The sequence below is a fragment of the Pandoraea vervacti genome, from assembly GCF_000934605.2.
Lineage (GTDB): Bacteria > Pseudomonadota > Gammaproteobacteria > Burkholderiales > Burkholderiaceae > Pandoraea > Pandoraea vervacti.
On record NZ_CP010897.2, the window covers coordinates 4215488 to 4235956 of the forward strand.

The 20469-nt window shown below is 60.0% G+C and carries 12 protein-coding genes, 3 tRNA genes, 3 rRNA genes and 1 pseudogene; 12 read left to right on the forward strand and 7 right to left on the reverse strand.

Going from position 1 to position 20469, the window contains the following annotated elements:
* Positions 1 to 44: 44 nt before the first annotated feature.
* The 7 genes and pseudogenes from UC34_RS18300 to UC34_RS18335 all read left to right on the forward strand — a co-directional run bounded on the left by UC34_RS18300 (position 45) and on the right by UC34_RS18335 (position 8138).
* Entirely contained in the window at positions 45 to 926 is an 882-nt protein-coding gene (locus tag UC34_RS18300; protein ID WP_044458378.1) for an ABC transporter permease, read from the forward strand.
* An 8-nt stretch (positions 927 to 934) separates the two neighbouring features.
* The gene (locus tag UC34_RS18305; protein WP_237165149.1) at positions 935 to 1951 is read left to right on the forward strand and encodes an ABC transporter ATP-binding protein; all 1017 of its coding nucleotides are present in this window, start codon (positions 935 to 937) and stop codon (positions 1949 to 1951) included.
* Between the two features lie 86 nt (positions 1952 to 2037).
* Complete coding sequence (locus UC34_RS18310; protein ID WP_044458379.1) at positions 2038 to 3036, forward strand: ABC transporter ATP-binding protein; 999 nt, start codon at positions 2038 to 2040, stop codon at positions 3034 to 3036.
* 51 nt (positions 3037 to 3087) lie between these two features.
* Positions 3088 to 4665, forward strand: coding sequence for an ABC transporter substrate-binding protein (locus tag UC34_RS18315; RefSeq protein WP_044456689.1), 1578 nt, complete (start codon positions 3088 to 3090; stop codon positions 4663 to 4665).
* Between the two features lie 15 nt (positions 4666 to 4680).
* Positions 4681 to 6036: an acyl-CoA thioesterase/bile acid-CoA:amino acid N-acyltransferase family protein gene (locus tag UC34_RS18320; protein ID WP_044456690.1), complete on the forward strand. Its 1356-nt coding sequence runs from the start codon at positions 4681 to 4683 to the stop codon at positions 6034 to 6036.
* Positions 6033 to 7162 (forward strand): annotated as a pseudogene (locus tag UC34_RS26190) (CMD domain-containing protein). The gene UC34_RS18320 and the pseudogene UC34_RS26190 overlap by 4 nt, the downstream one beginning before the upstream one ends.
* Before the next feature lie 727 nt (positions 7163 to 7889).
* Positions 7890 to 8138: a hypothetical protein gene (locus UC34_RS18335; protein ID WP_157123235.1), complete on the forward strand. Its 249-nt coding sequence runs from the start codon at positions 7890 to 7892 to the stop codon at positions 8136 to 8138.
* A gap of 174 nt (positions 8139 to 8312) precedes the next feature.
* On the opposite strand, the gene rrf is transcribed toward UC34_RS18335, so the two are convergent.
* The 5 genes from rrf to UC34_RS18360 form a co-directional block, all read right to left on the reverse strand.
* Positions 8313 to 8425 (reverse strand): 5S ribosomal RNA (rrf, locus tag UC34_RS18340).
* Positions 8426 to 8554: 129 nt separating this feature from the next.
* Positions 8555 to 11432 (reverse strand): 23S ribosomal RNA (locus UC34_RS18345).
* 292 nt (positions 11433 to 11724) lie between these two features.
* Positions 11725 to 11800: transfer RNA gene (locus UC34_RS18350), tRNA-Ala, on the reverse strand.
* A gap of 111 nt (positions 11801 to 11911) precedes the next feature.
* Positions 11912 to 11988: transfer RNA gene (locus UC34_RS18355), tRNA-Ile, on the reverse strand.
* A 64-nt stretch (positions 11989 to 12052) separates the two neighbouring features.
* Positions 12053 to 13585, reverse strand: a 16S ribosomal RNA gene (locus UC34_RS18360).
* Together the 16S, 23S and 5S rRNA genes with 2 tRNA genes alongside form the textbook arrangement of a ribosomal RNA operon.
* A 615-nt stretch (positions 13586 to 14200) precedes the next feature.
* Here UC34_RS18360 and UC34_RS18365 point away from each other — a divergent pair.
* Positions 14201 to 15211, forward strand: a complete 1011-nt coding sequence (locus tag UC34_RS18365) for a serine/threonine protein kinase (RefSeq protein WP_044456693.1) — start codon at positions 14201 to 14203, stop codon at positions 15209 to 15211.
* 80 nt (positions 15212 to 15291) lie between these two features.
* On the opposite strand, the gene UC34_RS18370 is transcribed toward UC34_RS18365, so the two are convergent.
* Positions 15292 to 15750, reverse strand: coding sequence for a metal-dependent hydrolase (locus UC34_RS18370; RefSeq protein WP_044456694.1), 459 nt, complete (start codon positions 15748 to 15750; stop codon positions 15292 to 15294).
* A 339-nt stretch (positions 15751 to 16089) separates the two neighbouring features.
* Here UC34_RS18370 and UC34_RS18375 point away from each other — a divergent pair, with 339 nt between their 5' ends.
* The 4 genes from UC34_RS18375 to UC34_RS18390 all read left to right on the forward strand — a co-directional run bounded on the left by UC34_RS18375 (position 16090) and on the right by UC34_RS18390 (position 19135).
* Positions 16090 to 16818, forward strand: coding sequence for a transporter (locus tag UC34_RS18375; protein ID WP_044456695.1), 729 nt, complete (start codon positions 16090 to 16092; stop codon positions 16816 to 16818).
* A 165-nt stretch (positions 16819 to 16983) separates the two neighbouring features.
* A tRNA-Met gene (locus UC34_RS18380) sits at positions 16984 to 17060 on the forward strand.
* A gap of 394 nt (positions 17061 to 17454) precedes the next feature.
* Complete coding sequence (locus tag UC34_RS18385) at positions 17455 to 18291, forward strand: class I SAM-dependent methyltransferase (RefSeq protein WP_044456696.1); 837 nt, start codon at positions 17455 to 17457, stop codon at positions 18289 to 18291.
* A 307-nt stretch (positions 18292 to 18598) separates the two neighbouring features.
* Positions 18599 to 19135 carry a cysteine hydrolase family protein gene (locus tag UC34_RS18390; RefSeq protein WP_044456697.1) on the forward strand — a complete coding sequence of 179 codons (537 nt, stop codon included), beginning with the start codon at positions 18599 to 18601 and terminating at the stop codon, positions 19133 to 19135.
* 54 nt (positions 19136 to 19189) lie between these two features.
* Here the strand turns inward: UC34_RS18390 and UC34_RS18395 are convergent, their stop codons facing one another.
* Positions 19190 to 20158 carry a bifunctional helix-turn-helix transcriptional regulator/GNAT family N-acetyltransferase gene (locus tag UC34_RS18395; RefSeq protein ID WP_044456698.1) on the reverse strand — a complete coding sequence of 323 codons (969 nt, stop codon included), beginning with the start codon at positions 20156 to 20158 and terminating at the stop codon, positions 19190 to 19192.
* Positions 20159 to 20469 lie beyond the last annotated feature (311 nt).

Below are 20469 nucleotides of genomic sequence, written 5' to 3' on the forward strand. Positions count from 1 at the left end.
ATCCCGGCAATCCGCTCTCCGCGCTCGTGACGGATCCGGTGCCCATGCGTCGCGAAACGCCCTGGCAGCAAGGGCTGCGCGAGTTCCTGCGCTCGAAGAGCGCCATTCTTGGCCTCGCGATGCTGGTGGTCCTGATTTTTGCGGCCCTCGCCGCGCCATGGATCTCGCCGCAAAACCCGTACGATCTGGGGCAGCTCAACATTCTGGATTCGCGTCTCGCGCCGGGTACGGAGAACGTCGACGGCCATTACACCTACTGGCTCGGCACCGACGGCCAGGGCCGCGACCTGCTCTCCGGCATCATCTACGGGCTGCGCATCAGTCTCAGCGTAGGTGTCGGCTCGGCGCTCATCGCGGGCATTCTCGGCACGATCCTTGGACTGGTGGCCGCCTACGCCGGCGGACGCGTCGACGCCACCCTCATGCGACTCGTCGATTTGCTGCTGTCGTTCCCGTCGATCCTCGTCGCGCTGATGATCCTCGCTTATGTCGGCAAAGGCATTGGCAACGTGGTGCTCACGCTCGTGGTGCTGGAATGGGCCTATTTCGCGCGAACGGCGCGCGGGCAGGCGCTGGTCGAATCGCGTCGCGAGTATGTCGAAGCCGCACGTTGCCAGGCCATTCCGAACTGGCGCATCGTGCTCGGTCACATCCTGCCGAATTGCCTGCCGTCGCTGATCGTCGTCGGCACACTCCAGGTCGCCCGCGCGATCACGCTTGAAGCCACGCTCTCGTTCCTGGGTCTCGGCGTGCCGGTCACCGAGCCGTCGCTCGGCCTGCTCATCTTCAACGGCTATCAGACGATGCTCTCCGGCGAATACTGGATCAGCGTGTATCCCGGCCTGGCGCTGCTCGTCACCGTCGTCGCCATCAATCTCGTGGGCGATCGCCTGCGCGACGTGTTCAATCCAAGGTTGCAGAAATGAGCGGCGCTGTGTCATCTCCCTCCACCCCGGCAGCGGCATCGTCGCCACTCACACTGGAAGTGCGGAACCTGCGCACACAATTCGTCACGCGAGCCGGCACCTTGCCCGCCGTGGACGACGTGTCGTTCTCGCTGCCGCCGGGTCACATCATGGGCCTCGTCGGCGAGTCCGGTTCGGGCAAATCGGTAACCGGCTTTTCGATCATGGGTCTGGTCGATGCGCCGGGTCGCGTCGTCGGCGGCGAAGTGCTGTTCCAGGGCCGCGATCTCACGAAGATGTCCGCTGGCGAGTTGCGCCACCTGCAAGGCAATCGCATTGCGATGATCCTTCAGGATCCGATGATGACGCTCAATCCGGTGCTGCGTGTCGATGCGCAGATGATCGAAGCGGTGCGCGCGCATCGGAAGGTGTCGAAATCCCAGGCACGCGATCTTGCTCGCGAGACGCTCGGCATGATGGGCATTCCGAGCCCGGACGAGCGTTTGCGCGCTTATCCGCACCAGCTCTCGGGCGGCATGCGCCAACGGGTGGCCATCGCCATTGCCATGCTGCATCGCCCCGACCTCATCATCGCGGACGAGCCCACCACCGCGCTCGACGTCACGATTCAGGCGCAGATTCTTTCGGAAGTGCAGAAGCTCGCGCGCCAGAACGGCACCGCGCTCATCTGGATCACGCATGACCTGTCGGTCGTCGCCGGTCTGGCCGACACGCTGGCGGTGATGTATGCCGGGCGCATCGTCGAGCAAGGCGCGGTCGACGCCGTGCTCGACGCGCCGCAACACCCCTACACCGCGGGCCTCATCGGCAGCTTGCCCAGCCTGAACAAGCGTGGACAGCGCCTGCGTCAGATCCCTGGCATGACGCCGAATCTGTTGAACATGCCGGCGGGCTGCGCGTTCGCATCGCGCTGCGCCTATGCCACGGCCGCCTGCGGCGAGCGTCCGAAGATGACGCAAACGTCGCCGGGCCGCCTCGTGCGTTGCTTCCATCCGGGCGCTGCGCTGCAAAAGGAGAGGGTATGAATTCGCCGCTGCCCCAAGGTCAGTCGGGCCAGACTGGCCACCCGGCCGGTGCCGGCTACGGCAAGACGACGAGCCCGAGCGCGACACTGCCGGCGCCGATCGTGTCGCTGCGCGGCGTGAGCAAGCGCTTCGGCGAGCGCAAGGTCGGCGCGACCGGGCGCCTGCTCGAGCGCGTCGGACTGGCGCACCCGCCTGCCGTCGTGCGCGCGGTCGACAACGTCGATCTGATCGTCAAGCCGGGCGAAGTCGTCGGTCTCGTGGGCGAATCGGGCTGTGGCAAGTCCACGCTCGGGCGCATGCTCGCCGGATTGCTCAAGCCGTCCGCCGGTGAAGTGCAGATTCATGGACGCCCCGCGCAGTCGCTGAGCGCGGACGAACAGCGCGACGCGCGTCTGAAGATCCAGATGATCTTTCAGGATCCGTACGCGAGCCTGAACCCGCGCCTGCGCATCGATCGCATCGTCGGCGAAGGCGCGCTCGTGCATGGGCTCACGGACCGCGCCGGGTTCGACGATTACGTCAGCGCGCAATTGCAGCGTGCGGGCCTCGATCCGGCGTTGCGTCATCGCTATCCGCACCAGTTCAGCGGCGGGCAGCGTCAGCGCATCGGCATCGCCCGGGCGCTGGCGGTCAACCCCGATCTGCTGGTGTGCGACGAAGCCGTCGCCGCGCTCGACGTCTCGATTCAGGCGCAGATCCTGAATCTCTTCATGGATCTTCGCGAGCAACTGCGGCTCACCTACGTCTTCATCAGCCATGACCTCGGCGTGGTCGAGCATCTCTCGGATCGCGTGGTCATCATGTATCTGGGACGCATCGTCGAGAGCGCACCGGTCGAGGAAGTCTTCCGTCGCCCGAACCATCCGTACACGCAGGCGTTGCTCGCCGAGATTCCTCGCATCGACGTGCGTCACAAGACCTTTTCTGCGATCCGGGGCGAGATCCCGAGCCCGATCGCGCCGCCGAGCGGTTGCCACTTCCATCCGCGATGTCCGCATGCCATGCCGCGATGCCGCACGGAAGTGCCCACGCTGCGCGGTGTGGCCATCAATCACGTGAGTGCTTGTCACCTTAACGATCAGTGACCGACGTCACTGACTTTTCACCTCCTCCCCAACGACCAGGATCGATTGATAATGAAACGCTTCTTGTTGTCCTCTCTGGCGGCGGCCTTGCTCGTGACGAGCGCGGCGGCGTCTGCCCAAAACAATCAGACGCTGCGCATCGCGTTTGCCGACCCGCTGTCCTCGCTCGACCCGCAACTGAACAATCATGCGGGCGACCGTTCCGTCGGCCTGCACTTCTGGGATCTGCTCGTCGAGAACAAGTGGAACAAGCTCCAGCCGGGTCTGGCCGTGTCGTGGAAGGCGCTCGACGCGAAGACATGGGAATTCAAGCTGCGCCCGAACGTGAAGTGGCAAGACGGTCAGCCCTTTACGGCGGCCGACGTCATCTTCTCGTACCAGCGCGCCCGCAACGTGCCGGGCAGCGTGGCTACGTACGCCGGCTACCTGCGCACCATCGACACGATGAGCTCGCCCGATCCGCTCACGCTCGTCGTCAAGACAAAGATCCCGAACCCGGATCTGCCGCTCAACCTCGCTTCGGTGCATATCGTCAGCAAGCATGTGGGTGAGAAGTCGAATACCGACGATTACAACGCCGGTCGTGCGATGGTCGGCACGGGGCCGTTCAAGTATGTCTCGTACGTGCCGGGCGACCGTGTGGAGATGGTGCGCAACGACAACTACTGGGCGGGCAAGTCGGAGTGGGAGAAGGTCGACTACCGCTACATCAACAACGGTGCGGCGCGTACCGCCGCGCTGCTCGCCGGCGACGTCGACGTGATCGACAAGGTCTCGGCGTCGGACATTCCGCGCCTGAAGAAGGCGCCGAACGTGACGGTCTATCCGTACCCGGGTCTGCGCGTGATGCTGCTCCAGCCGACGTTCCGCGAAGGCGCCAACCAGTACATCACCGATAACGCGGGCAAGCCGCTGGCAAAAAACCCGCTGCTCGACGTGCGCGTGCGTCGTGCGCTTTCGCTCGCCATCAATCGCGAAGCCATCGTCTCGCGCATCATGCAAGGCACGGCCAGCGTGGCCAACCAGTGGATGCCGAAGGATACGTTCGGCTACAACCCTGACGTGAAGGACATTCCGTTCGATGCCGCGCAGGCCAAGAAGCTGCTCGCCGAAGCCGGTTTCCCGGAAGGGTTCAAACTGACGATGCACGTGCCGAACGACCGCTACCCGCTGGGTCCGGAAACGGCGCAGGCCGTGGCGCAGTTCTGGACGCGCATCGGCGTGAAGACGCAAGTGGAAGTGGTGCCCTGGGCGGTGTATTCGAGCCGTGCGAACAAGAACGAGTACGCTGTGACGATGCTGGCATGGGGTAACGGCACGGGCGAGGCGAGCTACGCGCTGGTGAACGTGCTGGCGACCGTCGACCCGAAGAAGGGCCTCGGTGCGTCGAACTGGGGGCATTACAGCAACCCGGCGATCGACAAGGCGCTCGATGCGTCGACCGCCGAATTCGACGAAGGCAAGCGCGAAGCGATCCTGCGTCAGTCGGTGAAGGTGGAGACGGACGACGTCGGCACGATTCCGCTGTATCACTACCAGAACATCTGGGCCGCACGTAAGGGCCTGAAGGTCACGCCGTTCACGAGCGATCGCACCGTTGCGATGCAAGTGACCAAGGCGGCGAAGTAAGCCGGTCGCCACGTTATGACGTCATCGCAAACTTCGTCGCGCGCTTCGTCTCTGTCCTCGTCGCTGACATTAACGGCGACGCCCGCCGATGCGCTGATCGACGTGCCGCGCCACCTCGTGGTGCGCGGTGCGGCACCCGGCGCGCACGTCACGCTCACCGCTCGCACCGCGCGGGCGGGGGGTGTGGTCTGGCACGCACAGGCGACCTTTGTCGCGGACGCCGACGGCGTCGTCGACGTCGCGCGTGACGCGCCGGTGAGCGGCAGCTATCGCGGCGTGTCCGCGATGGGTCTGGTCTGGTCTCAGGTGCCGGAAGACGGCAAGAGCCGCGACGTGTTCCCGCAACCGGTCATGGCGCCGCTACTGACGACGGTGGTGGCGCAGGCCGGCGGCGGGGAATCGTCGTCGGTATCGTTCACCCAACGACTCGCCGCCGAGGGCGTGACGCGACGCGAAGTGCGTGATGACGGGCTCGTCGGCACGCTGTATCTGCCGCCGGACGACGGGCCTCACCCTGCCGTCATGATCCTCAATGGGTCGGGCGGCGGGATCAACGAGCCCCGTGCGGCGTTGTACGCATCGCATGGTTATGCGGCGTTTGCGCTCGGATACTTCAAGGGTCCGGGGTTGCCCGATTACATCTCCAATACGCCGCTCGAGTACTTCAAGAACGGCATGGACTGGTTGCGGCGCACCGTGCAGCCGGCGCATGACTTCGTGGCGCTGTCGGGCCAGTCGCGTGGGGGCGAGTTGGTGCTGTTGCTCGGCGCGACGTTCCCCGAGGCCGTCTCCGCGGTGATCGGTTACGTGCCGAGCGCATTGATTCACAGTGCGCAGAATGCCTGCGATCCGGCCATTGGACGGGAAGGTCCGACCTGGTTGCTGGATGGCAAGCCGCTGCCGCATATCTGGGAAAACAATCGGACTGCGTCGTGGGCGCCGTTCGATGAAGGCCCGCCGCCGCACCGTCACACCAAGGCGATGCTCACAGCGCTGGATGACCCGCAGGCCGTCGAACGCGCCCGTATCCCCGTAGAGAAGATTCGCGGGCCGGTGATGTTGCTCTCGGCGGAGGATGACGGCTCCTGGCCGTCGAGCCTTTACTCTCGGATGGTGACGCAGCGGCTCGCCGCCCACTCCCATCCGTATGCTGTCGAGCATCTCGATTTCGACCATGCGGGACATGCCATCGTCTTTCCGTACGTGCCAACAACACAGTTGATCTACGCGCATCCGGTCTCCGGCAAGATCAGCACCAGTGGTGGAGACCCCGAAGCCAATGCGTACGCCGACGAGCGTTCGTGGGCCGGCGTGCAGGCATTCCTCGCGCAGGCGGTGGCCGAGCGCGCCCAATCACAAGGACAATCATGACTGTCAGCCATCAATACGACATTGCCAGCGATCTCGTCGACCGCGTAGCGGGATTGACGCCGGGGTCGGCAACGCATACGTTGCGTCACGCACGCGACAAGGTCGCTGCGGCGACGCAGGGAAGTTACGAAGGACTGTTCGATCCGGCGCTCGCGGGCATTACGCTCGTCGAGCGTTTGCTCGTGGCGTTGTATGCGAGCCGTCTGACGCCGTCCGCTGCGCTTGCGGCGCACTACCGGAGCGAACTGGGCAAGCACGACGTCGATGCGGCGCAGTTGAAGGCCGTCGAAGCCGGCTCGCCGGAGGATGTGACGGATGCGCGTCTGCGCGCGATCCTGACGTTCACGAAGACGCTCATCGAGAACCCCGTCGCCGGTGACAAGGCAGCCTTGCACAAGCTGCCGGCGGCTGGACTGACGACGCCGGCCATCGTTGCATTGGCACAACTGATTGCATTTCTGTCGTACCAGACGCGTCTGGTCGCGGGTCTGCAAGCGCTCAAACAACTGGCTCCGCAGGAGACGACAGCATGAGTGACATCATTCGTTCGCATGGCTTTACCAACGAGTCGCTCGACTGGGATGCGTGGCTCGACGTCGTCGAACTCGACAAGGCAACGCCGGAGCAGGTGGCGGTATTGGAAGAAAGCCATCCGAAGGCCAAGACATCGGATTATTACCTCTTCCTCGTGCATCAACCCGAGATCTTGCGCCAACGCTCGGCGGCGTTCAACGCCATCATGTACGCGCCGGGAGGAATGCCGCGCGCCGAGCGTGAGTTGTCGACGACGGTTGTCTCGCGTATCAATGGATGTGTGTATTGTGCGTCGGTGCATGCGCAGCGTTTCGAGCAGTTGGCGAAGCGCAATGATGTGATCCGTGAAGTGTTCGACGAACCCCGCACGGCCGGGACGACCGATCGCGAAAAAGCGATCGCCCAGTTCTCGATCGCGTTGACGGAAAAACCGGGCGATGTGCGTGCGGAGCAGTTGCAGGCGTTGCGCGACGTGGGTTTGACGGATGCGGAGATTCTGGACCTCATTCACTCGATTGCCATCTTCGCGTGGGCGAACCGTCTTATGTTGAATCTGGGCGAGCCTGTATTCCCGGAGGCATCGGCGGGGTAAGCCACGCAGCGCTTCTGATAAGCAACGTGACGCTTCACGAAAAAACGCGCTGTCCGTCTGGGCAGCGCGTTTTTTATGTCATCAGGTGATTGGCGCGGAGGGCGCCGCCGACGACGAATGCAGCGTAGCCGAAAGCCGCAAAGCAGGAAGCGGATCCCAACGATACAAACCAAGTGCCTGGGTCTCCCAAGATCGAATCTCTCAGCGACATGGCGCCAAAGGTGAACGCAAGGCCTCGGGAGGTAGAGCGCTCCTGACGCACTCGCGATGCGATGGAGCGAAGTGGCGTCAAAACATTGAGTGATTGGCGCGGAGGGGCACCCCCGACGACGAATGCAGCCTGGCCGGAAGCCGCAAAACAGAAAGCGGATCCCAACGATACAACCCAAGTGCCTCGGTCTCCCAAGATCGAATCTCTCAGCGACATGGCGCAAAAGGCGAGCGCACGGCCTCGGGAGGTAGAGCGCTCCTGACGCACTCGCCATGCGATGGAGTGAAGTGGCGCTGAAAGGGTCAGTGGCTCGACACCGGTTTGCGCAACCATTGTCGGGTGTCGGTCCCCCACCGGGGAAGAAGAACCAAAATCAGCGCGATCTGCGCGCGCAGACCCCAACGAGATTACTCGGGGATGATGCACGGAGGATCGCGAACGCAGACGTTGTATCGCCAGATGCCGACTAGCGCGGGCCCCAACCGGAGTTTGTGGGCACTGCACTGTAGAAAATGGATGGGCGCACAAAAGAATCGTCGCTCCTCAGCCCTCGCACCAGCGCGAACGGCGGACGTTGCCGACATTACTCGCGGCATCGCCCTGCGTGTGGCGTGTGGCGTGTGGCGTGTGGCGTGTGGCGTCTGGAGTCTGGAGTCTGGAGTCTGGCGTCTGGAGTCTGGCGTCTGGCGTCTGGCGTCTGGAGTCTGGAGTCTGGCGTCTGGCGTCTGGAGTCTGGCGTCTGGCGTCTGGCGTCTAGAGACGTGATCAGTCCGAGTCTGTCGAGCGGGCAGAGCGGAAGCCTAGAAGTACCGTTACGCTGCGCGTGGACGCGAGATCAACCTTGGCGCAGCTTGCGGCTGCGGTCGCGGATTACGCAAAGAATGCGCGCCCAAAAGCAAAAACCCCTCGCTACCGGGTAGCAAGGGGTTTTTAAGGGGAGCCTGACGATTACCTACTTTCACACGGGTATCCGCACTATCATCGGCGTGGAGTCGTTTCACGGTCCTGTTCGGGATGGGAAGGGGTGGTTCCAACTCGCTATGGTCATCAGGCATAACTTGTATGTTCTGCTGGGAGGGTATCCCAACAAAACCAATTCGGAAGAAGCGTAGTACAACAACTTGTGGGTTGTGAGTGTATCGGCACAGCGATACTCACACCAGGAAAAACACACTGGTTATAGGATCAAGCCTCACGGGCAATTAGTATCAGTTAGCTTAACGCATTACTGCGCTTCCACACCTGACCTATCAACGTCCTGGTCTTGAACGACCCTTAAGGGGAATCGAGTTCCCAGGGAAGTCTCATCTTAAGGCGAGTTTCCCGCTTAGATGCTTTCAGCGGTTATCTCTTCCGAACATAGCTACCCGGCGATGCCACTGGCGTGACAACCGGTACACCAGAGGTTCGTCCACTCCGGTCCTCTCGTACTAGGAGCAGCCCCCTTCAAACTTCCAACGCCCACGGCAGATAGGGACCAAACTGTCTCACGACGTTTTAAACCCAGCTCACGTACCTCTTTAAATGGCGAACAGCCATACCCTTGGGACCGGCTACAGCCCCAGGATGAGATGAGCCGACATCGAGGTGCCAAACACCGCCGTCGATATGAACTCTTGGGCGGTATCAGCCTGTTATCCCCAGAGTACCTTTTATCCGTTGAGCGATGGCCCTTCCATACAGAACCACCGGATCACTATGACCTGCTTTCGCACCTGCTCGACTTGTCAGTCTCGCAGTTAAGCACGCTTTTGCCATTGCACTATCAGCACGATTTCCGACCGTACCTAGCGTACCTTCGTACTCCTCCGTTACACTTTGGGAGGAGACCGCCCCAGTCAAACTGCCTACCATGCACTGTCCCCGATCCGGATTACGGACCTAGGTTAGAACCTCAAACAAGCCAGGGTGGTATTTCAAGGACGGCTCCACAGAAACTAGCGTTCCTGCTTCAAAGCCTCCCACCTATCCTACACAGACCGGTTCAAAGTCCAATGCAAAGCTACAGTAAAGGTTCATGGGGTCTTTCCGTCTAGCCGCGGGTAGATTGCATCATCACAAACACTTCAACTTCGCTGAGTCTCGGGAGGAGACAGTGTGGCCATCGTTACGCCATTCGTGCAGGTCGGAACTTACCCGACAAGGAATTTCGCTACCTTAGGACCGTTATAGTTACGGCCGCCGTTTACCGGGACTTCAATCAAGAGCTTGCACCCCATCATTTAATCTTCCGGCACCGGGCAGGCGTCACACCCTATACGTCCACTTTCGTGTTTGCAGAGTGCTGTGTTTTTATTAAACAGTCGCAGCCACCAGTTTATTGCAACCCCTTCACCCTCCTGGCGCAGGCCAGTCAAGCTACAAGGGCGTACCTTATCCCGAAGTTACGGTACCAATTTGCCGAGTTCCTTCTCCCGAGTTCTCTCAAGCGCCTTAGAATACTCATCTCGCCCACCTGTGTCGGTTTGCGGTACGGTCTCGTATGACTGAAGCTTAGAGGCTTTTCTTGGAACCACTTCCAATTGCTTCGCGAACAAGTTCGCTCGCCCCACAGCCTTGAATTACGCGCCCGGATTTGCCTAAGCGCCTTCTCCACTGCAGGGACCGGGACTTCCAACACCCGGACAACCTTCCGCGATCCGTCCCCCCATCGCATCATACGACGGTGCAGGAATATTAACCTGCTTCCCATCAGCTACGCATCTCTGCCTCGCCTTAGGGGCCGACTCACCCTACGCCGATGAACGTTGCGTAGGAAACCTTGGGCTTACGGCGAGGGGGCCTTTCACCCCCTTTATCGCTACTCATGTCAGCATTCGCACTTCTGATACCTCCAGCATCCTTTACAAGACACCTTCACAGGCTTACAGAACGCTCTCCTACCATGCGAGCAAGCTCGCATCCGCAGCTTCGGTATATTGCTTAGCCCCGTTACATCTTCCGCGCAGGACGACTCGATCAGTGAGCTATTACGCTTTCTTTAAAGGGTGGCTGCTTCTAAGCCAACCTCCTGACTGTTTTAGCCTTCCCACTTCGTTTCCCACTTAGCAATATTTAGGGACCTTAGCTGGCGGTCTGGGTTGTTTCCCTCTTGACACCGGACGTTAGCACCCGATGTCTGTCTCCCGTGATTGCACTCTTCGGTATTCGGAGTTTGCTATGGCGAGGTAATCCGCAATGGACCCCTCAACCATGACAGTGCTCTACCCCCGAAGGTGATACACGAGGCACTACCTAAATAGTTTTCGGAGAGAACCAGCTATTTCCAAGTTTGTTTAGCCTTTCACCCCTATCCACAGCTCATCCCCTAACTTTTCAACGTTAGTGGGTTCGGTCCTCCAGTACGTGTTACCGCACCTTCAACCTGGCCATGGATAGATCACTTGGTTTCGGGTCTACACCCAGCGACTGAACGCCCTATTCGGACTCGCTTTCGCTACGCCTTCCCTATTCGGTTAAGCTTGCCACTGAATGTAAGTCGCTGACCCATTATACAAAAGGTACGCCGTCACCCCTTACGAGGCTCCGACTGTTTGTATGCATGCGGTTTCAGGATCTATTTCACTCCCCTCCCGGGGTTCTTTTCGCCTTTCCCTCACGGTACTGGTTCACTATCGGTCGATTACGAGTATTTAGCCTTGGAGGATGGTCCCCCCATCTTCAGACAGGATTTCACGTGTCCCGCCCTACTTTTCTCAAGCTTAGTTCCACACCAGGGTTTTCTCATACGGGGCTATCACCCACTATGGCCGGACTTTCCATTCCGTTTTGATAACACCGGTGCTAAATCTTGAAGGCTGGTCCCATTTCGCTCGCCACTACTTTGGGAATCTCGGTTGATTTCTTTTCCTGCAGCTACTTAGATGTTTCAGTTCGCCGCGTTCGCTTCGCTAGACCTATGTATTCAGTCTAGGATGACCTAAAAGGCCGGGTTTCCCCATTCGGACATTTGTGGATCAATGCTTATTTGCCAGCTCCCCACAACTTTTCGCAGGCTATCGCGTCCTTCATCGCCTGTAATCGCCAAGGCATCCACCACATGCACTTATTCGCTTGACCCTATAACGAGTGCGTCTCTCGACACATCCTTTATAGGTTGAGTATTAGCGTTGTGCCGTATTCCAAGTCATCTTTCGATCACTTTAAATACTGGTTGATACAATCACAACCCGTACAATTTCCACGCGCCATCTCTAACGCGCTTCCGTTGTACTACTTCTTCTTCCAAATTGTTAAAGAACAAATACTGCATGACATTGCTGTCATTCAAAAGCATTCACATTCAGGGATTTACTTCAGAAGTACCACTGAGATAACTTGCTTTTGACTGACATCGATGTGATCTAAGAAGTGGTGGAGGATGACGGGATCGAACCGACGACCCCCTGCTTGCAAAGCAGGTGCTCTCCCAGCTGAGCTAATCCCCCAAAATCAGCCTGATTCAGCGTTACAAAAAACCTTGCATACCCATGTATGCAGCGGCTCTTTGTGCCTTGCCTCAGCCAGATTTCTTTCTACCGGACGTCAGTGGAAAGAGTTGGTGGGTCTGGAAGGACTTGAACCTTCGACCCCCGCCTTATCAAGACGGTGCTCTAACCACCTGAGCTACAGACCCGACTTAGATCTACGCAGTCAACAACCGATAAGCGTGAACACTCAACTTCCAGTGCATGCTCTAGAAAGGAGGTGATCCAGCCGCAGGTTCCCCTACGGCTACCTTGTTACGACTTCACCCCAGTCATGAATCCTGCCGTGGTAAGCGCCCTCCTTGCGGTTAGGCTACCTACTTCTGGCAAAACCCACTCCCATGGTGTGACGGGCGGTGTGTACAAGACCCGGGAACGTATTCACCGCGACATGCTGATCCGCGATTACTAGCGATTCCAGCTTCACGCAGTCGAGTTGCAGACTGCGATCCGGACTACGATCGGTTTTCTGGGGTTAGCTCCACCTCGCGGTTTGGCAGCCCTCTGTACCGACCATTGTATGACGTGTGAAGCCCTACCCATAAGGGCCATGAGGACTTGACGTCATCCCCACCTTCCTCCGGTTTGTCACCGGCAGTCTCCTTAGAGTGCTCTTGCGTAGCAACTAAGGACAAGGGTTGCGCTCGTTGCGGGACTTAACCCAACATCTCACGACACGAGCTGACGACAGCCATGCAGCACCTGTGTTACGGTTCTCTTTCGAGCACTCCCACCTCTCAGCAGGATTCCGTACATGTCAAGGGTAGGTAAGGTTTTTCGCGTTGCATCGAATTAATCCACATCATCCACCGCTTGTGCGGGTCCCCGTCAATTCCTTTGAGTTTTAATCTTGCGACCGTACTCCCCAGGCGGTCAACTTCACGCGTTAGCTACGTTACTAAGGAAATGAATCCCCAACAACTAGTTGACATCGTTTAGGGCGTGGACTACCAGGGTATCTAATCCTGTTTGCTCCCCACGCTTTCGTGCATGAGCGTCAGTATTGGCCCAGGGGGCTGCCTTCGCCATCGGTATTCCTCCACATCTCTACGCATTTCACTGCTACACGTGGAATTCTACCCCCCTCTGCCATACTCTAGCCTTGCAGTCACGAATGCAGTTCCCAGGTTGAGCCCGGGGATTTCACATCCGTCTTACAAAACCGCCTGCGCACGCTTTACGCCCAGTAATTCCGATTAACGCTTGCACCCTACGTATTACCGCGGCTGCTGGCACGTAGTTAGCCGGTGCTTATTCTTCCGGTACCGTCATCCCCCCGAGGTATTAACCCAGAGGATTTCTTTCCGGACAAAAGTGCTTTACAACCCGAAGGCCTTCTTCACACACGCGGCATTGCTGGATCAGGCTTTCGCCCATTGTCCAAAATTCCCCACTGCTGCCTCCCGTAGGAGTCTGGGCCGTGTCTCAGTCCCAGTGTGGCTGGTCGTCCTCTCAGACCAGCTACAGATCGTCGCCTTGGTGAGCTTTTACCTCACCAACTAGCTAATCTGATATCGGCCGCTCTTGTAGCGCGAGGCCCGAAGGTCCCCCGCTTTCCTCCTCAGAGCGTATGCGGTATTAATCCGGCTTTCGCCGAGCTATCCCCCACTACAAGGTACGTTCCGATATATTACTCACCCGTTCGCCACTCGCCACCAGGTGCAAGCACCCGTGCTGCCGTTCGACTTGCATGTGTAAGGCATGCCGCCAGCGTTCAATCTGAGCCAGGATCAAACTCTTCAGTTTAAACCTGTTACTGTTTTCGGTTTTTCGCGATAAATCGCTAGAACCGGTCGCTCTCAAAGTATGCTGACAAGTTAATTACTTAACTTACCTATTACTATGTGAGCCTCAATAAATTTAAAGCTTATCTGCCGAAGCAGACGCACCATTCATCGAGTGCCCACACTTATCGGTTGTTTAATTTTTAAAGATCAATCGCATCCAACTTCGCTTCGTCGCTTACTTACCGCGCCGTCGCTTCGTTTTCTGCGTCGCTGCATCAGCAGCAGAGAAGTGAGATTATGTCGCAGCTTCTCGTCGTCGTCAACAGTTTTTTTCGCTTTCTTCGTTCGTCGCCGTAGCGACTCACAAGCTCCAAAACCACTAACCACCGGGCTTTTCAGCCCCTCGCTTCAACCTCGTCGCCGCTTTCGCTGCGTCGCTGTCGTTGCGAGAGACGAGATATTAATGACCTTCCTCGAATCGCGCAAGCCCTTTGTGAAACTATTTTGACGCCCAAGGATCTCGGCCGACTGGCAGTCCCGTTCCAGTCGACGCGTCTCTTATATATAGAGATAGAGAGGACAGCTTGTGTCATCCCCTACACCGCCGTCGCGCTGTTTGGGCACAATAGTGGCCATGAACACAGAACTGCCTCACGACGCCTCCGGGCACTCACATCCCTTCGCAGCCCTGCTGCCCGACACGGTCATTACCGCTATCGAGCAACTCGGCAGCTATAGTGACGGGCGCCTGCTTGCGCTCAACAGTTACGAAAACCGCGTCTACCAGATAGGCATGGAGGACGGTCCTCCATTAATCGCCAAGTTTTATCGTCCCGAACGATGGACCGACGACGCCATTCTGGAAGAGCACGCATTCACCCAATCCCTCGCCGAGTGCGAAATTCCGGTCGTAGCGCCACTGGAGATCCAGGGGCGCACCCTGCATCACCACGAGGGCTTCCGCTTCGCGCTCTTTCCCCGACGTGGCGGCCGCGCGCCCGAGCTCCAAGACCCGGACACACTCAACTGGCTAGGCCGATTTCTCGGACGCATTCACGCCCAGGGGGCCACGCAATCATTTCACCACCGCCTCACGCTGGACATCGACACCTACGGCCGCGTCCCCGTCGATTACCTGTGGACGAACGATTTCATCCCCGCCGACCTGCGCGACGCCTGGCGCAGCATCGTCGATCTCGCACTGGATGGCATCGCGCGCGCCTATGAACGCGCCGGCGACATCCGCCTGCTGCGCGTGCACGGCGACTGCCACAGCGGAAACGTGTTGTGGACCGATGCCGGACCGCATTTCGTCGACTTCGACGACACGTGCACAGCGCCGGCCATGCAGGATCTCTGGATGCTGCTCTCGGGAACGCGGGCGGAAATGACGATGCAACTTGACGAAGTCCTCTCGGGCTACGTCGACTTCGCCGACTTCAATCCGCGCGAACTCCATCTGACGGAAGCCTTACGCACGCTGCGCCTGCTGCATTACAGCGCCTGGCTCGCACGACGTTGGGACGATCCGGCATTTCCCGCTGCCTTCCCATGGTTCAACACGCAGCGTTACTGGCAGGACCGCATCCTGGAGTTGCGCGAGCAAGTCGCCCTGATGGACGAGCCGCCCCTCACCTGGCGCTGAGCGTCACGCCTCGCAAATCGTCCGACATACGCAGACATCGCCGCCATCCGTCGTCTCCCCCTGCGACGATGGCCGCGCCGTTACCACCATCGCCACATGACGAAAGCGAGCGCCGCCGCCACGCACCACTCCGCGGCAGACCCGGTACTCACAAAAAGCGGCGAGCGAAAACGCGTGCGCAACGGCCAGCAAAGCGGCACACCGGAGGGTGTCAGCCAATCGGCCAGCAGATGCGACAGATATCCGGCGCACAGCGCGAGCATCCAGGGCGGCACGTGACCCCATCCGTAAATACAGCCGACGATCGCAAGCACGGGCAATATGAGCGAATGCGTCATGCCGCGATGTCCAAACAGTCCGGATATCGCAAGCGACAGCGGCGCCACGCGCCGCCCCAGCATACTTTTCGGATGATCGATGTCGGGCAGTAACGCACCGACGAGCGTCAGCGGCCACGCATGGACGCTTGCCGCCCAGCCGGTGCGATGCATCAGCCAAGTCGCACCAATGCCGAATATGAGATGACTTCTGGCTTGCATTGAAAAACTCGAGTCGACGCGCGATAGCGATTCGGCTTCGCGCAAAAAGGGCGGCGCAGTCTACCACCGCCTGCCTGAGTCACGCCCGGGCACCGCGTCACCACATTAAGAACAAATGTGCAACGCCATTTGAGAGACATCGCAAAGACAGCGGCAAATTCGACACGTTCCGTCACGGCTGTATCACTTTGCGCACGATTCGATTGACGCTGTCACACGCGGACTTTACGATCCGCCCGACCGATCTCTTGGCCGTCCGATCGCCTGATCACATGATCGCCGACGCTCGTCGCATGACGCCCGCAGACCAAAAAGCCAAAGACCCCGCAGGAGTTTTCGATGAAGAAGTTTTTGATGCTCGCCGCCGCGATCGCGCCGCTTGCCGCGCACGCCGCAAACCCGCTCGTCACGGATGACACCGGCACGCAGGACACGGGCAACTGGCAGCTTGAGCTCAACAGCGAGTGGTTGACGTTTCCGACGTCGCGCCAGCAACAATGGACCAACACCCTGACCTACGGCGTGCTTCCCACGCTCGACGTCGCCATTCAGGCCCCGTACCAACGCTCGCGCCCCGACGGCGACGGCTGGACCAGCGGCTTCACCGATCTGCTGTTGCAGGCCAAATGGCGCTTTCTCGAAAGTGAGCAATGGAGCCTCGGCCTGAAACCGTTCGTCACGCTTCCCACCGCGAGCCAGGAGCGCGGCCTGGGCAACGGACGCGCTACGACGGGCGCCAACCTGCTGATGCAGTACAACCTCGAGCGCTGGACGTTCCTCGCCAACGCCGGCTATACGTGGAACAACAATAGCGTGGGCAATCGGCAAAGTCTGTGGAATGCCTCGACGGCTGTCCTGTTCAGCGTCACGGATCAGTTGCGGCTCGTGGCCGACGTCGGCCTTGCCACGAATCCCGACAGCCGCTCGCAAACCAAGCCTGCCTACGCACTGGTCGGCGCTATCTACAGTCCGACCAAGGACCTCGATCTGGACGTCGGCTACAAGCGCGGCCTGAATCCCGCATCGCTCGCGCATTCGGTGCAGGCGGGTGTCACGATTCGCTGGTAAACGCCGTCGCGTCACGCAATGCCGGGACGTACGCAGCGCGTCGGCGCACGCGCCTCAGGCCGGAATAGCGCATGTGTCGCGCATGAATTTCGGATGCGCATTAAACTTAATGTCATAAATGCTTGACACAATGCGCAGAATACCCGTATTATTCTTCTTCTCAGACGCGGGGTGGAGCAGTCTGGCAGCTCGTCGGGCTCATAACCCGAAGGTCACAGGTTCAAATCCTGTCCCCGCAACCAGTTTCATGCTGACGCCTTGATTTCACGACGAAATCAAGGCGTTTTGCTTTTGGGCGTCCGCAGCGCCCCAGGCGACCGCCCTTCCTCCCTATCCCTCGCCCCGAAAGCATTGTCGAGGGGCACACCTCCCGGAGGCCGGTCTCGCAGGCTTCGCTCCGCGTCCCGCGCGATCGAGCCATCACACGGTTGCCTTCAACCGCCAGCGCCACATCCGGCATCCCGAACTCAAAAGTACCGTCGGATATTAAGCACGGGACAGCATGACATCCGCTACGACCGCTACGACCGCTACATCCGCTACGACCGCCCGCAGATTGCCCAGGACCGCCAACGTCGCACCGAGCACCTAGAATTCAGGAAGTACTGCCACGGCATGCCCCACCGGGAGCGCAAGATGTCCGACCATGACAAGGTATTCGACGGCTCGATCCCGAAGTGCTACGACACGCTGATGGTGCCGCTGATCTTCGCGGCGTATGCCGAGGACACGGCGCAACTCGTCGCAGCGAGTTCTCCCGACACGGTATTGGAAACGGCCGCCGGCAGCGGTGCGCTCACGCGGGCACTTGCCCCGAGACTTGTCTTGCACGCACGTTACGTCGTCACCGACCTCAATGTGCCGATGCTCAACTACGCCGCCAGTCGCCAACCCGAAGACGTTCGCATCGAATGGCGAGAGGCCGACGCCCTTGCGTTGCCGTTCGACGCCGCCTCCTTCGACGTCGTCGTGTGTCAGTTCGGTGCGATGTTCTTCCCCGATCGCACGCAGGGCTTTGCACAAGCCCTTCGTGTTATGAAACCGGGCGGACGCTTCATCTTCAGTGTCTGGGACCGCATCGAGACGAATGAATTTGCCGATGAAGTCACCAACGCCGTCGCCACGTTGTTCCCTGACGATCCGCCGCGCTTTCTGGCGCGCACGCCACACGGATACCACGACCCGGCGCGCATTCGGGAGGACTTGCAGCGCGCCGGCTTCACGCAGATCGACATCGAAACACGAGCCAGAACCAGTGTCGCCGCCTCGGCGCGCGATGCCGCAATCGCCTACTGCCACGGCACGCCGTTGCGCCATGCGCTCGAAGCGCGCGGCGCCGCTGCGCTGTCGCTTGCGACCGACGCCGCCACAAACGCCATCTCCGCGCGGCATGGCTACGGGCGAGTGAGCGGGAAGATTCAGGCGCACATCATCGTCGCATCGTCGCATCGTCGCAACGGGGTAACGGGGTAACGGGGTAACGGGGTAACGGGGTAACGGGGTAACGGGGTAACGGGGTAACGGGGTAACGGGGTAACGGGGTAACGGGGTAACGAAATACCGCAACGGCAAAGCGATGACGGGCAGACGCCGCTTGCGCGTGGACAAATCCTCGACTCTCCTCGTGCTAGAGTCGCGCCATCACCCCTACGACTCCCACGACTCCCACGACTTCCCGCTCATGTCCTCTTCCAACGACGGCACCATCGCGGCTTCGACGGACCGCGAGTACGACGCATACAGCAGGACGATTGACCCGGCAAAGACCGCGTTGATCGTCATGCATTACCAGACGGACATTCTCGCGTTGTTTCCATCGGTTGCGCCAACGCTGCTGAGCCATACGCGGGCCCTGTGCGACGCCGCGCGCGCCAGTGGCGTTGCCGTCTACTTCGTCAAATTTCACTTCAGCGAAGGTTATCCGGAAGTCAGCCCGATGAACCGGAACGGACAAGGCGTCAAACGCCTGGGACTGTTCGTACACGACAAGATATCCCCCGAGCTCGGTCGGCGCGCTGACGAGCCATGCGTCGTCGCCCACCGCGCCAGCGCTTTCTTCGGCACCGACTTGCAGGCACAACTCGCCCAAAGGGGAATCGACACGCTGATCATGGCGGGCATTGCCTCGACCGGCGTGATGCTCTCAAGCGTCGCCTACGCGAGCGACGCCGACTACCGTTTATTCACCGTGAAAGACTGCTGCTACGACCCTGACCCCGTCGTGCACGATCGGCTGTTTGCCACGGCATTCGACTCGCGAACGACTGTCCTGTCGTTATCCGACGCGCTCCCCCTGCTCGAACGACGCAGTACGTAGCAGCAGATGGCAGCACGTGGCAATACATAGCGACGCGCCACAGTCCGTGGCGCATCAACGCTTGCGTCGGACAAACCGCTGCTCGGTGACCTTGCTGCCCCATTGATCGCCTTCGAATGCCTCGGCCAGACCAAAGCCGAACGACTCGTACAGATGACGGGCCGCATCGAGCCCTTTGAACGTCCACAGGTACGTCTCGTGGAATCGCGCGTCGACATATTCCATGGCCGTCGACATGAGGCGTCGCCCGACACCTGTGCCGCGCAGCACGTCGTCGACGATGAACCAACGCAGATGCGCGACACCCGTCTCGAGATTCCCATCGATCGCCAGGGATGCGAGCGTGCGCCCATTCTCGACGTAAAGCCACAACGCCTTGCCATCGACGGGCAAGGCGCCGGCAAACTCTGCCAGTCCCATTGCGACCTTTTTCTCGAAAAACGCACCGAACCCCCAATGCTCCGCGTAATAGCGCGCATGAAGACTCGCGATGTCGCCAATGCATCCGGGCCGATACCCTTGCGTGATCTGCGCGGCAACGTCGGCCTCGCCATCGCGCCTCGACGCGTTGTCCTGCGCCAGCGCGTCCGCATAAAGCGCCAGCGAACGGACCAACGCCTCCTGATCCGCCGGCACGATACGGCGCAGCGCACTGGAGACCTGATCCGTCGCGTAGCGATCGATCTTGCGACGCAGTTTCTGCCCTTCGTCCGTCAGATACAGCTCGGAGGCACGCGCGTCGTCAGTCGCCGTCGTGCGGCGCACGAACCCGCTGGCTTCGAGCTTGGCAACCTGGCGGCTGGTATTCGATTTGTCGAGCCGCAGAATATGGCCAAGTTCCTTGGCGCTGATGCCGGGCGCTGCGCCGATTTCGATGATGGCGTGCACCGCCGACGGTGCGAGGCCGCTGTCCGCCAGCGTGTTACGCATGAAGCCGAGTTCTCGAACCAATCGGCGCGAAAAGTCGCGCAGTTCCAGAATCTCCGCATCGCGGGACTTACCGGGGAGGTCGACGATGTCCATAGGTCATCTCACAGAGCAGGGGGTGAATTTCAGCACGACATCAGTTGCGATTCGCAACCAATATAGTTGCACATCGCAACTTACGCAAGCACGACCTCGCGCGATGGCCACCAGTCGGGTCGCCCGCGCGCAATGCCGTTCGTACCACCACGTCCAGGCCTTGCTGCGCCCCGCCGACAAGAAAAACGTGTTCGGCGGGCGCATCGATGCCTCACGTCTGCAGCAGATATGCCGCAGGTATGCCGCGACGGTCTCGCGCTCGTGACGACGCCCTCCTGGTGGATGCTGATGCATCAACTGACAAAGGCCCA

What these genes read in the sequence shown, in the direction of transcription:
- UC34_RS18300 (WP_044458378.1), top strand. Translation starts at nt 45, where the DNA reads ATGCGTCGCGAAACGCCCTGGCAGCAAGGGCTGCGCGAGTTCCTGCGC.
- UC34_RS18315 (WP_044456689.1), top strand. Translation starts at nt 3,088, where the DNA reads ATGAAACGCTTCTTGTTGTCCTCTCTGGCGGCGGCCTTGCTCGTGACG.
- UC34_RS18320 (WP_044456690.1), top strand. Translation starts at nt 4,681, where the DNA reads ATGACGTCATCGCAAACTTCGTCGCGCGCTTCGTCTCTGTCCTCGTCG.
- UC34_RS18335 (WP_157123235.1), top strand. Translation starts at nt 7,890, where the DNA reads ATGGGCGCACAAAAGAATCGTCGCTCCTCAGCCCTCGCACCAGCGCGA.
- UC34_RS18365 (WP_044456693.1), top strand. Translation starts at nt 14,201, where the DNA reads ATGAACACAGAACTGCCTCACGACGCCTCCGGGCACTCACATCCCTTC.
- UC34_RS18370 (WP_044456694.1), bottom strand. Translation starts at nt 15,750, where the DNA reads ATGCAAGCCAGAAGTCATCTCATATTCGGCATTGGTGCGACTTGGCTG.
- UC34_RS18375 (WP_044456695.1), top strand. Translation starts at nt 16,090, where the DNA reads ATGAAGAAGTTTTTGATGCTCGCCGCCGCGATCGCGCCGCTTGCCGCG.
- UC34_RS18385 (WP_044456696.1), top strand. Translation starts at nt 17,455, where the DNA reads ATGTCCGACCATGACAAGGTATTCGACGGCTCGATCCCGAAGTGCTAC.
- UC34_RS18390 (WP_044456697.1), top strand. Translation starts at nt 18,599, where the DNA reads ATGCATTACCAGACGGACATTCTCGCGTTGTTTCCATCGGTTGCGCCA.
- UC34_RS18395 (WP_044456698.1), bottom strand. Translation starts at nt 20,158, where the DNA reads ATGGACATCGTCGACCTCCCCGGTAAGTCCCGCGATGCGGAGATTCTG.